The organism is Paenibacillus xylanilyticus (assembly GCF_047246825.1).
In the GTDB taxonomy this organism is placed as follows: Bacteria; Bacillota; Bacilli; order Paenibacillales; family Paenibacillaceae; genus Paenibacillus; species Paenibacillus xylanilyticus_B.
Map to the genome: position 1 here is coordinate 248,450 of NZ_JBFOLB010000004.1, position 15,721 is coordinate 264,170.

The 15,721-nt window shown below is 47.8% G+C and carries 10 protein-coding genes; 2 read left to right on the top strand and 8 right to left on the bottom strand.

Features of this window, described 5'->3' with window-relative positions; all coding sequences use genetic code 11:
- From AB3N00_RS23715 to AB3N00_RS23740, 6 genes are all read right to left on the bottom strand, one after another.
- Entirely contained in the window at window positions 1-2,352 is a 2,352-nt protein-coding gene (locus AB3N00_RS23715) for a glycoside hydrolase family 3 N-terminal domain-containing protein (RefSeq protein WP_413036799.1), read from the bottom strand.
- Between the two features lie 33 nt (window positions 2,353-2,385).
- Window positions 2,386-3,240, bottom strand: coding sequence for a carbohydrate ABC transporter permease (locus tag AB3N00_RS23720; protein WP_217506623.1), 855 nt, complete (start codon window positions 3,238-3,240; stop codon window positions 2,386-2,388).
- Between the two features lie 83 nt (window positions 3,241-3,323).
- Complete coding sequence (locus AB3N00_RS23725) at window positions 3,324-4,253, bottom strand: ABC transporter permease (RefSeq protein ID WP_413036800.1); 930 nt, start codon at window positions 4,251-4,253, stop codon at window positions 3,324-3,326.
- Window positions 4,254-4,330: 77 nt separating this feature from the next.
- Entirely contained in the window at window positions 4,331-5,803 is a 1,473-nt protein-coding gene (locus AB3N00_RS23730) for an ABC transporter substrate-binding protein (protein ID WP_413036801.1), read from the bottom strand.
- A 283-nt stretch (window positions 5,804-6,086) separates the two neighbouring features.
- Complete coding sequence (locus AB3N00_RS23735) at window positions 6,087-7,601, bottom strand: response regulator (RefSeq protein WP_413036802.1); 1,515 nt, start codon at window positions 7,599-7,601, stop codon at window positions 6,087-6,089.
- A gap of 1 nt (window position 7,602) precedes the next feature.
- Window positions 7,603-9,432, bottom strand: coding sequence for a sensor histidine kinase (locus AB3N00_RS23740; protein WP_413036803.1), 1,830 nt, complete (start codon window positions 9,430-9,432; stop codon window positions 7,603-7,605).
- A 211-nt stretch (window positions 9,433-9,643) separates the two neighbouring features.
- On the opposite strand from AB3N00_RS23740, the gene AB3N00_RS23745 reads away from it, so the two are divergent.
- A complete protein-coding gene (locus AB3N00_RS23745; RefSeq protein ID WP_413036804.1) occupies window positions 9,644-12,400 on the top strand; it encodes an endo-beta-N-acetylglucosaminidase in 2,757 nt (918 codons plus the stop codon).
- Window positions 12,401-12,479: 79 nt separating this feature from the next.
- Here the strand turns inward: AB3N00_RS23745 and AB3N00_RS23750 are convergent, their stop codons facing one another.
- Both AB3N00_RS23750 and AB3N00_RS23755 read right to left on the bottom strand, forming a co-directional pair.
- Window positions 12,480-14,015: a helicase DnaB gene (locus tag AB3N00_RS23750; protein ID WP_413036805.1), complete on the bottom strand. Its 1,536-nt coding sequence runs from the start codon at window positions 14,013-14,015 to the stop codon at window positions 12,480-12,482.
- 362 nt (window positions 14,016-14,377) lie between these two features.
- Window positions 14,378-14,671: a YuiB family protein gene (locus AB3N00_RS23755; RefSeq protein ID WP_413036806.1), complete on the bottom strand. Its 294-nt coding sequence runs from the start codon at window positions 14,669-14,671 to the stop codon at window positions 14,378-14,380.
- Between the two features lie 256 nt (window positions 14,672-14,927).
- On the opposite strand from AB3N00_RS23755, the gene hemQ reads away from it, so the two are divergent.
- The gene (gene hemQ / locus AB3N00_RS23760) at window positions 14,928-15,674 is read left to right on the top strand and encodes a hydrogen peroxide-dependent heme synthase (protein ID WP_413036807.1); all 747 of its coding nucleotides are present in this window, start codon (window positions 14,928-14,930) and stop codon (window positions 15,672-15,674) included.
- Window positions 15,675-15,721: the final 47 nt, after the last annotated feature.

The following is a 15,721-nucleotide window of genomic DNA, read 5'->3' on the forward strand; positions in this document are numbered from 1 at the left end:
TTACGCCTCCTTTACCGTCAGCTCGGCCATTTGCGTATCGTTCACATTGCCGCCGATATGAATATGGAATTGACCCGGTTCAACGACGGGCTTCAATTGCCGTCCGATATATTGCAGCTGCTCTGCCCCAATACGGAATTCAATCGTTTGTGTCTCACCAGGCTCCAGGTTTACTTTCGTAAATCCCTTCAGTTCCTTGGCAGGTCGAGTCACTTGGCTAACCACGTCCGTGACATACATCTGCACTACTTCCGCCCCCTTACAAGAGCCCGTGTTAGTTACATTGACTGATACTGTAACTGATTCGCCAGCTGTCATGGATGCCCTGCTAAGCTTCGGCTCGCTATAATCGAAAGTGGTATAGCTTAGCCCGTATCCGAACGGATAACGAGGCTCCAGATCCTCTTCGAGGTAACGCTTGCCCCGGGAACGTTTGCCGTTATAGTAAATCGGTAACTGGCCGACATGTTTCGGAATGGAAATCGTCAATTTGCCTGATGGATTCACGTCTCCGAATAGAATGTCTGCAATGGCATGCCCGCCCTCTTGACCCGGGTACCATGCCTCCAGAATGGCATCGGCATGTTCATCCACCCAAGGTTCAGTAATTGGACGACCATTGATGTAGACTACGATCAGCTTTTTGCCGAGCTTGTGAATTTCCTGAATGAGTTCCAGCTGTACTCCCGCAAGCCCTAACGTCATACGGTCAATACCTTCGCCGCACTCCATATCATTCCAAGAATCATCAGACACATTGGATGCTCCGGTCTTCAGATCGATCGTTCCTTCCCCGAAATCACGGGCACTGGAGCCGCCAACCACCATGATGACGGTATCTGCATTGCCGGCAATCTCAATGGCATGCTCGAAGCCTTCTCTGGAATCGCCTTTGATTCGGCAGCCTGGCGCGTAGAGTACCTGTTCCGGTTGACTGGACGGATTAGCGCCAGACGTTCCATCCACATGTACAGCTTCGTTCCCCGCCAGCTTGCAGCGGATCCCATCCAGTACCGTTGCCACTTTGGATTTGGGTTGCGGTGACGTGTAATCACCAAGCTGATTGTAGGCATGATCCGCATTCGGGCCGATTACGGCAATTCGGCCTGCCCCTGTTGTGGATAGCGGGAGCGCGGATTTCTCATTTTTGAGCAGGACAACTCCTTCTGCAGCCAATTGGCGTGCCAGCTGGATATGCTGCTCACTGCCAATCACTTCTGCTGCCCGGTCGGCATCCACATAAGGCTGTTCAAACAATCCCAGTTTGAATTTTAATGCCAGTACACGGCAAACAGCCCGGTCCAAAACCTGCACATCAAGCTTGCCCTCCGAAACAGCCTGCACCAGATACTGTCCAAACATCTCACCGGACATCTCCATATCGATGCCTGCCTGAATGGCCTGGACAGATGCATCCAGTCCATCTGCTGCGACATCATGCCCGCCTGCCAGCATGTTGATTGCGCCGCAGTCCGTAATGACCAGACCGTCAAAGCCCCAGTCTTTGCGTAAAACATGGTCCAGCAATTCCGTATTCACCGTACAAGGCGTGCCATCAATTTCGTTATAAGCCGGCATAATGGACGCTGCACCGGCTTCCACCGCTTTGCGGAATGGATACAGATCCACTTCCATTAACTCGCGCCAGCCCATGTGTACAGGACCCGCATTGCGTCCACCTTCCGAGCTGCCGTAACCGACAAAATGCTTCAGTGTCGCAGCTACCGCATCCTCCCGGTCAAGGCTTTCTCCCTGAAGTCCCTCCACTGAGGCAACCGCCAGTTCCCCAATGAGATACGGATCTTCGCCGAAACATTCCTCGGTACGCCCCCAACGTGGATCACGTACGACATCCAATACCGGAGAATACGTAACCGCACCGCCTTGGGCACGCGTCTCTCGTGCTACCGCCTGGCACATCTCCCGGTACAGATCCACGTTCCAAGTGCTGCCGAGCAGCAGAGGTACGGGATACACCGTTCCGTCAATCGCCATATGACCGTGAGAGCATTCCTCCCCAATCAGGATGGGAATACCTAATCTGGAATGCTCGACAGCATGGCGTTGAATCAGGTTTACGGCTTCTGCACCTTCTCTCGCAGATAGACCATTTTCAAGCGTAACTCCTGTCCAGGGATCCGCCCGAAGCGCACCATAGAGAGAGCCGACCCCACCGTTTTCCACTTGCTCCTTAAATGACTCACTCAGCGTGATGTTCCCCTGGTCGTTTGTATATGTCTGCCAGCCAAAAGGCTGGATGAGCTGGCCCACCTTCTCTTCCGTAGTCATCAGGCCAAGCAGGTGCTGCACCCGCTCTTCTACGGGCTTGCTTTTGTCCTTGTATGTCATCATCCTGTAACTCTCCAATCCTATAGAGTGTTCCGGTTACTCTTTGACCGCTCCCACCGTCAGACCTTGTACGAAATAACGCTGGAAGAACGGATACGCGAATATAATCGGCAGCGTTGCCAACACGACCATCGCCATTCGGGATGTATCCTGCGGAATGGACTGCATGGCTGCCAGACTCATGGAACTGTTTGCGGAGTTTTGCTGGATAAACTGGATGCTCGACTCAATCCGCATCAGCATGGATTGCAGGGGTACCAGATTGGGATTATCAATGTATAAGAGTGCGTTGAACCAGTCGTTCCAATAACCGAGCGTACTGAACAACCCGATGGTTGCCAGCCCCGGCAGGGACAGTGGAATTACAATTTTCATAAAGGTATAAAACTCTCCGGCGCCATCAATTCTCGCGGATTCAATGACCGCATCCGGCACACTGGTGGAGTAGAACGTACGCAGAATCATAATATAGAAGGCATTCATTGCCAGCGGCAGAATCAGTGCCCATACCGTATCTTTCAATCCAAGCAGCTGGGATACGACCATATAGGTCGGAATCATCCCGCCGTTGAACAACATGGTCAGGATCGCAAACACGGAGAAAAATCTCCGGTATCTGAAACTCTTGCGGGAAATGGCATATGCATACAGGGACATGAGAATCAAACTGATGATCGTCCCGAGCACCGTGACCAGAATAGTAACCCCATACGCACGCAGCAGCGTGTCTCCGCTCTGCCAGACAAACTGATATGCTGCAAGACTCCATTCGGCCGGAATCAGGCGGTACCCGTCACGGGCCAATGCCTTTTCGTCCGTAAACGAGATGATGACGACAAATATAAAAGGAAATACACAGATCAGAGCGAATAAACCGGCCATGATGTTCATAATGATGTTCCAGCCGCTGGATACATGATGGAAGTCGCGTTTTTTTACGAGTTGAGCCACAGTGGTTCACTCCTTTCCTTGTCCTAGAATAAGCTGCTATCTTTATCGATCTTGCGTACCACATAGTTGGAAATGATAACAAGTACAAAGCCCACAACCGATTGATACAATCCGGCAGCGGTACTCATGCCAATCTCACCGCTCGTTTTCAATCCACGATATACATACGTGTCAATGACATTCGTAACGGAATAGAGCGTACCTGAATCCCTCGGCACTTGATAGAAGAGACCAAAGTCGGCATAGAAGATCCGGCCCACAGCCAGCAGCGTCATAATGGTGATGATTGGCGAGAGCAGAGGAATCGTAATGTTGCGAATCTGCTGCCATTTGCTTGCACCATCAATCATTGCGGCTTCATAGAGGGAACGGTCAATGCCCAGAATGGAGGCCAGATAGACGATACTGTTGTAGCCAATCGTTTTCCAGAGTGCGACAAAGATCAGAATGTACGGCCAATACTTGGCTTCCGAATACCACTGAATAGGTTCCACTCCAAACCAACCGATGATCTGATTCAACATCCCCCGGTCCATGCTCAGGAAACTGAATACAAAGTAACCTACAATGACCCAGGAGAGGAAATAAGGGAGGAACATCCCTGTTTGATATATTTTGGCGAGCCGTTTATTAATGAGCTCCGAGAGCAGAATTGCCAAACCTACGGCAAACACCAGCCCCAGGAAAATGATGGCGATGTTATATAGAAGCGTATTTCGGGTAATGAGCAGCGCGTCATTGGTGCTGAACAGGAATTTGAAGTTGTCCCAGCCCACCCACTCACTCTTTGCAAGACTGGCCCAGAATCCTTCACGGCTGAACCGGTATTCCTTAAATGCCGCTACAGTACCTACCAGAGGCAGATAAGAGAAGAAGAAGAACCAGATGGCGCCTGGCAGCACCATGAACAGCATGACTCGGTTTCTTATCAGATTTTTCAAAAATGCAGTCATTGGGATATCCTCCTTCAGGCTTGAATGAAAAAAGAATCGGACGCTACATGCAGCCGCCCGATCCTACAAATGTAACCTTACTTATTTTCCGCTCTCCAGGCATCAAGCTGGCTTTGGGCTTCAGCCATTACCTTCTCAAGACCGGCTTGATTGAACTTCTCAATGACCTGATCCAAGTTGGTCGCAGGGTCCAGCGTACCGGTCATCAATGCGGCCCAGTATTGTTCTTTCACGTTTTGTACAGCTGTCAATTCAGCAGAAACGTTGCTTGCATCAAAGTTGAAGCTGAGGATTGGGGAGTTTACGCCTTCAGCATTAAACTTCTTGAACTCATCCCATTTGTTATCCGGATCGTTGCTGTTCAGATAGAGCAGCATGTTGTTACCAAGGGAATACGATGGCATGTCGTAGTTCTTCGATTCAGCCAGGTTTTCCATATGTGTGTCATCCACTTTTTTGTAGTGCGTGCCTTCGATACCGGAATCCACCATGTTGCGCAGCACTGGGTCGGTATTGAGCAGATTCAGGAATTCCATTGCTTTTTCCGGATACTCCGAGTTGGCAGAGATCGCCATAATGGAGCCTTGTACAGATGTGTTTGTGATGATCGCATCACTTGCCGGTGTGGAAACGACAGGGTATCCGTAACTTGCAGACCATTGATTGTCAGCCAGCGGTTGAGTCTGTGCGCGATCCAGGAACCAGTTGCCTGATGTAGTCAGGTCATTGGTCGAACCCGTTGTTGCCGCCTCTGCAGATACATAGCCAGCTTTGTAATATTTGTTCATCGTTGTGAGCGCTTCCTTCATTTCAGGAGTCTCCAGGATGTTCACGAGCTTGTAATCCGTAGTGTCCAGTTTGATCGCCATTGGCAGATTCTGAATGACATAGTCATATGGGACATAAGGAACATAGTTTTTATCCATTGCAAATGGTGTCACACTTGGCTCATTTTCCTTGATTGTTTTGAGCAAAGGTTCGAGACTATCCAATGTACGAATATTGGAGATGTCCAGATTGTATTTGTCGAGCAGCGTTTTGTTGAAACGCCATACTTCTTGCTGTGGCAGTTCCTTGTTGGCAGGAATGCCGTAGTTATGACCATCCACTTTGGAACCACTGAGGAATGCCGGATCGATCGTATCCATCAGCTCTTTGCCATATTCGGGAAGCAGTTCATCCAGCTCCAAGAACGCGCCTTTTCTGGCATTCTGTACATAATCAAATCCGCCCGAGGAGGTGAACAAAATGTCCATTGGCTCGCCTGAAGCCACATTCACCTGCATCTTCTGAGGGTAGTCACCCCAATCGACCATTTTCATGGTTACGGTTGCATTAATTTTTTCCTTGGTATACTTGCTGACCTCTTCCATGACCTTGTTAACATCTTTTTGCGGAGTACCGATGGTGTACCAGATCAATTCGACGGAATCATCTCCAGCCCCGCCGGATTCCGAAGCACTCTCGCTTCCGCCGCAGGCACTCAGTACAAGTGTAACGGCCATCAATAATGCCAGGACGAGAGAAAAACTCTTTCTTTGTTTACGCATGATTTAGATCCTCCCTTTTCGTTTTCCCTTAAGCACTAACAAACTAACTGCTATAACCTTATCGAATGAAAGCATTTTCAAAAAGAAGATAAACTTAAGTTTTCGAGGTACAAATTAAAGAGATATTCTCCCTGACTCTTGTTTTTGTCCCTGATTTATTAAATCGCTTACATGAAAGAGACATACCGGGTAACATCTGGCATCAAACACTACGCTTGACACTGCTGTTCCCGATATGTCTCTTAATCGTTGAGTCCGCAGTTCGGATCTTTCCGTCACCGAATTAACCAATAACCTTGAAATCGGTGGGAGAAATGCCTACATATTTGCGGAATTGTTTATAAAAATAGCCTGTCTCCCAATACCCCACATTTCTTGCAATCTCATGTACTTTCAGATTGGAACTTCGCAGCTGCTCCTTGGCACGCTCAATTCGGTATTTATTGATATACTCGGCAAAGGTTTCTCCGGTCTCCTTGTGAAATAATTGTCCAAGATACACTGGATGCAGATGATAATGTGCGCCAAGCAGTTTAAGGGAAAGCTCTTCTGCGTAGTGTTTGTCGATATGCTGAAGCACCTGGTTGACGATTGGATTTTTCAGATCCTGAAGCAGGGATTTAATCGTTTCGCTCCCCACTTGCTGTAGGGCCTGCACCAGTTCGGCAAAAGTGCTGCTATCCAGCACCCGCCTTAACCCTTTTTGGTAGATGACAGACTCATCCGTATGTTTGATGCTCTCGAGTTCCATTTTGAAGCGAACAACCAATTCGAGGGCCGTATTCTTCAGTTCCACAGGGGTCATTCCGTCACGATACTGTTCAAAATCGATTTGAATTCGCTCAGCCAACTGTTCGGTATTGCGGGATAACATCAGCTTGGCATATTCCTTCCAGTCGATGGAGAAACGACTCCCTGCACTGCTCCCCGTTTCAAGTATCGCATGATCAATGACTTTAAGTTCTGGATAGATCATCACATACTGCAGAGCCCGCTTGGCTTCTCTGTAACTGGCTGGTGCCTGATGAATCCCTTTTGTCATGCTCCCCACACCAATATAAGCCGACGGATGTGCCTCAGAGATCTGGCCGCATAAACCTGTAACGCAATCCATGAACAGCTGTCTATCGGTCTGTTGGTCGTCCACACTCGCGATCATGACAATATCTCCATCCAAATCGTGAAAAGTGCTCACATACGGCTTGTCTTCCAGTAAATACTGGACCTGTTGAAATATGCCCGGCTCATCTCCCTTCGTACGAAGAATGGCGATGCCATAGCATGGACCGTCCAGTGTGAGATTCATGAACAGCGAACGTTCCTCGAATTCCGCCGTTGCAATCTGTCCCGTCAGCCATCGATGAAGGATGTTGTCCTTCAAAATTTGAATGCCGTAGGCATCATAACTTGTTTTTGCCGGAACTTGATCCAGCTTGGAAGCCGTATTTCGCAATGTCGATTCAAGTTCCTCCACATTAATCGGTTTGAGCAGATAATTTTCGATCCCCAGCTGCATGGCTTCCTTCAAGTATTCAAACTCATTGAAGCCGCTGAGAATAATCACTTTGAGGTCAGGCTGGACACGTCTTGCTTCACGAATCAGATCAAGCCCGTTCATAAGAGGCATGGAAATATCCGTAATCAGAATATCTACAGGCTGGTTAGAGATGGCATTTAGTGCCGCCTGACCATTACCGGCATGATTTACAATTTCCATTCCAAACGAAGACCAATCCACAATCTCGTATAACCCTTCAATAATAAACGGCTCATCGTCCACAATAAACACTTTGTACATGCTAAACACCTGTCCCTTCCGTATGAGGATAACGTACCCTGATCAGGGTTCCTTCTCCGAGCGTGCTCTCCATCGTTATTCCGAATTCCGGCCCATACAGGTACCGTAATCGACTGTGTACACTGCGCAGTCCAAACATTTGCCCTGACTCCTCTGGACGTTCCAGTTCTTGTAGAATCTCGGTCAACCTGTCAGGAGCTATGCCTTTGCCGTTATCTCTGACTTCCACCTGCAGCACGTCACCCAACTCTTCCACCACAATGGATAGCTGATTATCCGAGCGTTCTGTCTGGATCCCATGCACAACATAGTTTTCAATGATCGGCTGCAGGGAGAGCTTGACCACAGGATGTTGATTATGGATAGGGTCCAGTTGGATGGTGTATGTGAAAATGTCCTTATAGCGGATTCGAAAGAGTTCCAGATATAGACGGCAGGCTTCCATCTCATCCTTCAAAGTATAGTTCTTTTTCTGCTGAACAAGGCTCTTGAACAGCACGGATAAACTGTAGATCATCTCACCAACGTCCCTTGCGCCCTGGGAGATAGCCCTCATTCGAATCACCTCAAGGGTGTTATAGAGAAAGTGAGGATTGATTCTGGCCTGAAGGGCAACCAGTTCCGTCTCCTTTTGTTTGATCTCGGCTTTGTACACCCGCTCAATATACAGGTTCAGTTCATCGAGCATGTCGTTAAAGCTATGCGAGATCTGGCCAAGCTCATCATCGCGGGCATCATCGATACGCGCACTGAGGTTGCCATACTTCACCTTCTGGGTAAACCGGATGATACGCCGGGTCCGTTTGGCAAAATTAATGATAAAAAACGCAGGAACCAGCACGGCAAACAGGATACACACGGTGCTGATCGAAATAATCGTATTGCGAATACCCGCATAGGTTTCAGCCATCTCTTCCACAGGAACCGTGGCTACAATGACATATCCCTGATCTGCCGAAACAAACTTGTTCACGTACATGTTTTTTTCCTTTTTCATGGAATCCATGTCCGTCTGATCAAAGAGCGAATCGGCGACTTCAACATAAGGATACTTTTTCCCGTAATAATTGCTGCTGGAGTCAAATAATACGGTGCCTTTTGCTGACAACACCACAATTTCGCCCTTAAAATTGCTCTCATAACTATCAAGCGCATTACCAATGCCTGCAGAGTCAAAAAAAACGAGGAACTGGCCCAGATTACGAAGGGTCTGTGTATTGTTTATTGGAACACGAATAGCGTAAAGGTCTGGACTCCATTCATTTATCTCTTTGCGAATCCAGTAGTTCGGTGCACTGATATTGGGCGTCTCCATGGCCATGACGTCAGGAATATAGGAATGGGCAGCATTCGTGTCCAGCTTCTTGAATTGCTTATTGGGGCTGAACATGGACATGTCCTGACGCTCTGCACTATATAACATCAACTGATGAATGTCCGCGTTTCGATCCATGATGTTCTGAAAATGTTTCAATACATCTGCGGAGTAGTCATCTTGATTGGCGTAATATCCATTCGTCAGATGCTGAACGTAATCTGCATAGGTATGGTTCATCAAATATGAAATATTGGCCGAGAGTGCCTCATTCTGATGCATGTCTCTCACCATATTTTGTACAGACTCATATTGTTGATGAATGTAGCGGTCCACGCTTTCCATCGCTGCTTTCTGGATGGCCAGCTCCCGACGAATCGTGGAGTCGGACACAGATAGAAAAATGATATAAGACAACGTAATAATTGTCACAATGGATATCATCGAGAAAATAAACAGCATTTTCATAAACATATTATTTTTGAAGAAATTATTGTAAACGCTAACAATTTTCAAATCGCAAGTTCCCCCCGATGCGGATGTCCTGTCTGAATTATATCATTTGCCTTCTGACATTAACTTCTCACCTCGAACTTTTCTTTAGTTTATACCTGCCTTTCTTTAATTTCGCCCTATTTGAAAATGCTTTCATGCACTATCGTTAACCATAAGTTTATATTTGTGTAAACGAATACCTTACATTCAGTCCACTTGAAGGAGGAACAGCATGACACGCAAACTCAAACCGAAAGGCATCTTTCCCAAGGTAACCGCACTGGCCATCACGTCAGCCCTGCTAGGACAATTGGTCGCCTCATCTGTTTATGCGGGGGATACACTTCCGTACACAGGTGACAGTGCCAAAGGCGCTAATCAGCCCTATCAGCATGGCTACACCTCTGCCCAAATCCTGAATTGGACACCGGAAAGTGATATCTATGGAGAACTGCTTCGTGCACATGTACCATTGCAGCCGCGTAATGATGCCTTTGCTGCCACGCAGGCCTACCCCGAACTAAGCCCGGACACCCAACTGTTTACGATGAGTGGTGATTACGGTAACGCATTCTTCGACAGCACCCCTTATACCAACGAATTTAGCCAGTATCTATTCAATTATTGGCAATATACAGACTATTACAGCTACTGGCACGGTATGGCTTCTGCCGGAGTTCCGGAAGAGCTATATGACCCGAACAAGGAGTGGACAGAGCGATATTTCGAATTCGGCATTCTGAACATTCCGAATCCGGCCTACACCAACGCCGCGCACAAAAACGGCGTCCGTTCCATTGCCAACATCTTCTTCTCCGACAATGACCGCGGTCCTCAAACGTACAAGCAGATGCTCGTCCAGGATGAAGAAGGTAATTTCCCGGTCGCTGTCAAATTGGCGGAGATGGCCAAGTACTATAATTACGATGGGTACTTCTTCAATCAGGAAGAGGTAGCCAAAGGGGTTGCTCCCGAAGACATTCCATCCTACAAAAAATTTATGCAATATCTGCGAGATCAGGGCCTCTATGTCCAGTGGTATGACTCTACCATTAATACGACAGGTGAGATTGAATATCAAAATGAATTCAATGAACTCAACAGCCCATTTGTACAGGATACGGCCCTGGGCAGAGTTTCGGATTCCATTTTCCTCAACTATGTCTGGAACCATGAGATGCTCCGCGATTCACGCGATCATGCCGTCAGTCTTGGACTGGATCCGCTGGAAACAGTCTTCGCCGGAGTCGAAGGCGGTCATGACCGGTTTGGACGATGGAAGCAGCTCTATGACTTGCGCAACAATCTGGATGAGAACGGTCAGCCCATGAACAGCATTGCGACGCTCGGAGCGGACTTTACCCACAATGCCCTTGACGAAGAGATGGGTGATGGCAGCACCAATCACAGGGCCGAAGACAAGTATCAATGGATGACCTTTGTACGCGATCGTGCCTGGTGGTCAGGACCAAATCAGGACCCAACCAATGCTCGCCGCAATGCGTCGGTTGATCTGTCGGATGTATATGCTTCCGGCGCGAACTGGGACGGTATAGCGGCTTACCTTACGGAACGTTCCGTCATTAACGGTTCGAATTTTGCTACCAGCTTCAATACAGGACATGGTCTGCAATACTATGAAAATGGAACGGTGTCCAATGCTTCCGAATGGTCCAACATCAACATCCAGGATATTCCGGTTACCTGGCAGTGGTGGATGGATAGCAAAGGTGACAAACTTAGTGTTGATTTCGATTATGGTCCCACATATGAGAAGGGTGCCCGTTATCAATACGATTCCATCGGTGCCTTCAACGGCGGTAGTTCTCTTGTCGTTAACGGTGATCTGAACGCGGAGAACTTCCTACGTCTGTACAAAACGGATCTATCAGTTAATGCTCAGTCCAAACTGGAGCTCACGTACAACAAACCATCGAGCAGCGATAAATCCAGCCTGCAGGTTGGGTTAATCTTTGAAGACGATCCATCACAAATGGTCCGGGTCGATGTGCCGAATTCAGGCAAGCATACGAAAGGCTGGAAAACAGCTTCACTGGATTTGAGTGCCTATGCAGGCAAACAAATCGCGGCTTTCGGATTGGTATTTGACCCCAATGGTACAACGGTTGAAGATTATCAGATGAACATTGGTGAAATCCGCATCTTCGATGGATCTGCTGCCAAACCAGATGCCCCTTCGGGTTTCCACATTGCCAAGTCACTGACCAACACGAATGAACTCGTTGTCGAGTGGGACATCGAAGACTATTCGAAGGTGAAGCAGTACAATGTCTACGAAAATGGGTCTTATGTTGGCGGGATCTATGATTCCACCTACTATATTAAATCCCTGAAAAAACGCTCCGGCGAACTGTCCATCCGTGCTGTAGGCGCAGACGGCAGTGAGAGTGAGCCCGCTACCCTGTCCTATAATTTGGATGCAGCCGTTCAGGACATTCAAGTGAAATTCAACAAACAGGGTGACGCCACTGTCAGCTGGAAATATCCAAAGAAAACCAAAGGTAAGGAAGCAATCGAGCTCACCCTTCAAACCGAATATACGACTGAACCTTTCACGAAGACCGTACAGGTCAAGAAAGGAAAATCTTCTGCCGTCCTGACGGGACTGCCAACGAATGGTGAACATTATGTGCTCAACATTGCCATCGGCAAACAAAAACCGGTCACGTTTACCGGACAACTGGCTGATCATCAGATTACACCATACGCGAAGGAAAAGGTTACGGTAAATGATGGAAAATACACGCTTGCCCTGCCTGATCTGGAGGATTGGTATAAGATCTATGTTTACGAAAATGAGGTACCGCGGGAATTCGGAGTGACTTACGTTACACAAAAGTTCCCTTATATTATTCGGGGTAGAACGAAGTTGAGTGAAATGACCTTCACACCTGCCTCAAGCAGCAGCTCGCTGAAGCTCATGATTGAAGATTACGCAGGAAATAAGGCCACAACCATTTTGAGATAGGAAAGCAGTTCAGGCAACAAAAAGGCGAGCCTCCTTTTAATAAGGGGACTCGCCTTTAGTCTTTAATGTAATAAAACAACTATGAAGTTCCTTTTTGTTTGCTCGCCTGCATCTGCTGGGCAAATCTCATCATCTCTTCGAACTCTTCCTCGGATACTCCATCGCTCTCAGCTACAACGTCCTGCACAATTGGAATTTCGGGCTTGGCTTTGGTTCCTTTGCCGTATGTACGGGCACGGGTTCCGGCTGCACCAGCAGCCTGCTTGCCTTTTACCTTGGCCTGATCACGAATATATTGGACTGCCTTCTCATATGAATTGACCTGCTTCAGCAGCATGTTGGAAGCGATCGCTTCCACGAAGTTGCGGTTGATCCGCTGTTCTCCACCCGATACAAGCAGCTGCATCAAGTAATGAATAAGTACATTAATGACTTCACCAGGCAGCTTGTAGCTCAGATCAATTTTCTCAAAAATATCAACCAGATTATCCGGCACGGCACCCGGGAAAAAGGTCTGTAACAGTCGGGTATACGGCTCGTTACGGAGCATCATGTTGTATTGATGAATATCGCATTTGGTTGCAAACTGTGGTGGCACCTCAACATAGTATTCCATCTGCACCACATGCTCCACAGGCGGCTCCCCGGAATCGTTCTGCTGTTCAGGCTCGTCCATATGCTGCCTCAGTGCTACCACCTTGGCAGCCTGTACTGTCTGCTGCTCCTGCCGTTTCTTCGTCTGCCGGAACTGCAGGCTTGCTTTATGCTGAAGATCGTCTAAAATGAGCTGCCCTTGCGGACTGAAGATATCATCCTCATCCAGCAAACGGCACACATCCTGTACGCTAAGACTGAACTTGTTCACAACATAATTTACAATGCCCAGTTGTTCGTGATCGAACCTCAACTTCTCTACATGACGACGATTTACCGACTCGCGCGGAAAACGCAAAATAATGTCGGCATAGTTCAAAGTGAACTCTTCCGCCGCAACACTTGTCCCACTCCGCTGAGCAGATGTGGATACTTCAGAGAGCGCCTGCTCCAACTCATAATCAATGACATGTGTATTGAGTTCAAATATATCGTAAAAAGGAACAGAAATATTCTCTTTGTTGGCTGCCGGATAAGGTGCGTCCCCATTCTCGACTGCGGAAAATCCGGAGCGCAGGGAGAGAACAGCAAATTTGCCGATCTTGTCACGAAGCAGCAGTGTCAAATGCTGTGTCCGGAAGAATTCTGCCGGAGACAACGGAGGCTGCAGTTCATATTCGTAGATATAATCATCATTTTCCGGGATATAAAGACGTGATGTCTGAAGCAATCCGACCGCTTCCAGCTTGGAAGCCTGCTCCACCAAATACTTGCGGCCCTTCTCGCTTGGCTCCAGACCAAGCGTCATGAACAGCTTTCGTTGCTGTTCAAGGGGAGAGTAACCGACCTGTTCTCCGGGAAGATGCTGAAACAACAGCCGATACAAGCCAACTGCAAAAGCACCCACCATAGGCTGATATGCTCCGGTAAGCATACGGTCGTCCAGAGCACTAAGTCCAAACTCCCTGTATACGCAGTAGCGATGATGTTCAGTATAATGCAGCAAATTCTTCATGCGCATGGCTTGATCTCCTCTTCCCAAAAGTGTGTTTATCTATTCTATCATAAATGCCTGATCTTCAAATGTTCAAAAACAGGTAAAAAGATGGCCCGTTCTCGCTCCGTTTCGTCCTAGGTCGACAGCATTCACGTTTTCGCAGAGTTGCTAGAATACTATAAAAGCTCCAGCCGTATAAAACAAGTGAAACTATTTAAAAAATGTTATCCACATGTATATGCAGCATAGCGATTCGTTTATGCCCACTTTAGTCAATATGACAAAAAGCCCTCCCTTTGCCCGCGTAAGCGGTTACGAGAAAGGCAAGACCTTTTGTGCTCATTGTGTCTTTTGTAATCCATGAGACGGTGTGCAGCTCCAACCTGTTAAAACATTTTATACCCGCCCAGTCGCAGCTTGCGAATGGTCCAACCGCTGATGATCGCTCCTGCCAATCCAGCCACTCCTGTAAGATAATCAACAATATGGAAAGAACCCAGATGTGACGTCAGGGAAACCGTGTGATCCCACAAGGAATACACCACGACAGGCAAAATGACAATGATGAACAGGTACGACGGAAACCAGGTGGTCTTCATCAACATATTCAGAATGAAACCGATCCCAAACATCATAACGAAAAATAACACCATCAATACCAGCACAGGTATAAACTGCATCGGGTGACGTTCACCTCTTCTTATGAACTCAGCGCATGTTAAGTTGCATGCATACTGTGGTTTCTTCTCTGGCTAGTAGTTAGTGTACCGCAAAAAATGTGGCGAAGCAACGAACTTTCTGGATAATTTCCCCTATATTCATGTTCTCTTCATTTGCCCTTGTGCTCGATGTTGGGATACAATGTAAACGATATAGTTTTTCTAAACCATCCCTAACCGGGATTTGGAAATATAACCTGCAGGAGGAACAAAACCAATGAACGAAGCTGCATCAACACTGGAGGGCTGGTATGCCCTGCATGACTTCCGCTCGATTAACTGGGCCGCTTGGAAAGCAGCCGATGATGAGGAACGCGCTGTAGCACTGGACGAGCTTCAGGAGTTCTGGAAAGAATGGAAGGATGTCGAGGATTCCTCGAAAGGAAGCACCGTGGTTTACACTGTAGTTGGCCAGAAAGCCGACATCGTCATGATGCACCTGCGTGAAACACTTGAGGATCTCAAGGCAGTCGAGAACGCGTTCAACAAAACGATGTTTGCGCAATATACCACCAAATCGTATTCCTACGTTAGCGTCGTGGAGCTGAGCAACTATCTTGGCAAAGAAGGCGAAGACCCGATGCAAAACCCGGAAATTGTGGCACGTCTCAAGCCGGTATTGCCGCAGCGTCAGTATATCTGCTTCTACCCGATGAACAAAAAGCGCGAATTGGCCGACAACTGGTACATGCTGTCCATGGACGAGCGCCGTTCCATGATGCGCAGCCACGGCATGATTGGCCGCAGCTACGCCGGCAAAGTAAAACAGATCATTACCGGATCCATTGGTTTCGACGATTGGGAATGGGGCGTAACACTGTTTGCAGACGATGCACTCCAGTTCAAAAAACTCGTATACGAAATGCGGTTTGATGAAGTGAGCGCACGTTATGGCGAATTCGGCTCTTTCTATGTAGGAAGTCTGCTGAACGAGAGTTCACTTGAAGACATGCTTAAACTGTAAAACTAACACAAAGCACCGATGACGACTCCAATAGGGAGCCAGTTATC

What these genes read in the sequence shown, in the direction of transcription:
- AB3N00_RS23745 (WP_413036804.1), top strand. Translation starts at nt 9,644, where the DNA reads ATGACACGCAAACTCAAACCGAAAGGCATCTTTCCCAAGGTAACCGCA.
- AB3N00_RS23715 (WP_413036799.1), bottom strand. Translation starts at nt 2,352, where the DNA reads ATGATGACATACAAGGACAAAAGCAAGCCCGTAGAAGAGCGGGTGCAG.
- hemQ (WP_413036807.1), top strand. Translation starts at nt 14,928, where the DNA reads ATGAACGAAGCTGCATCAACACTGGAGGGCTGGTATGCCCTGCATGAC.
- AB3N00_RS23750 (WP_413036805.1), bottom strand. Translation starts at nt 14,015, where the DNA reads ATGCGCATGAAGAATTTGCTGCATTATACTGAACATCATCGCTACTGC.
- AB3N00_RS23720 (WP_217506623.1), bottom strand. Translation starts at nt 3,240, where the DNA reads ATGAACATCATGGCCGGTTTATTCGCTCTGATCTGTGTATTTCCTTTT.
- AB3N00_RS23755 (WP_413036806.1), bottom strand. Translation starts at nt 14,671, where the DNA reads ATGCAGTTTATACCTGTGCTGGTATTGATGGTGTTATTTTTCGTTATG.
- AB3N00_RS23725 (WP_413036800.1), bottom strand. Translation starts at nt 4,253, where the DNA reads ATGACTGCATTTTTGAAAAATCTGATAAGAAACCGAGTCATGCTGTTC.
- AB3N00_RS23730 (WP_413036801.1), bottom strand. Translation starts at nt 5,803, where the DNA reads ATGCGTAAACAAAGAAAGAGTTTTTCTCTCGTCCTGGCATTATTGATG.
- AB3N00_RS23735 (WP_413036802.1), bottom strand. Translation starts at nt 7,601, where the DNA reads ATGTACAAAGTGTTTATTGTGGACGATGAGCCGTTTATTATTGAAGGG.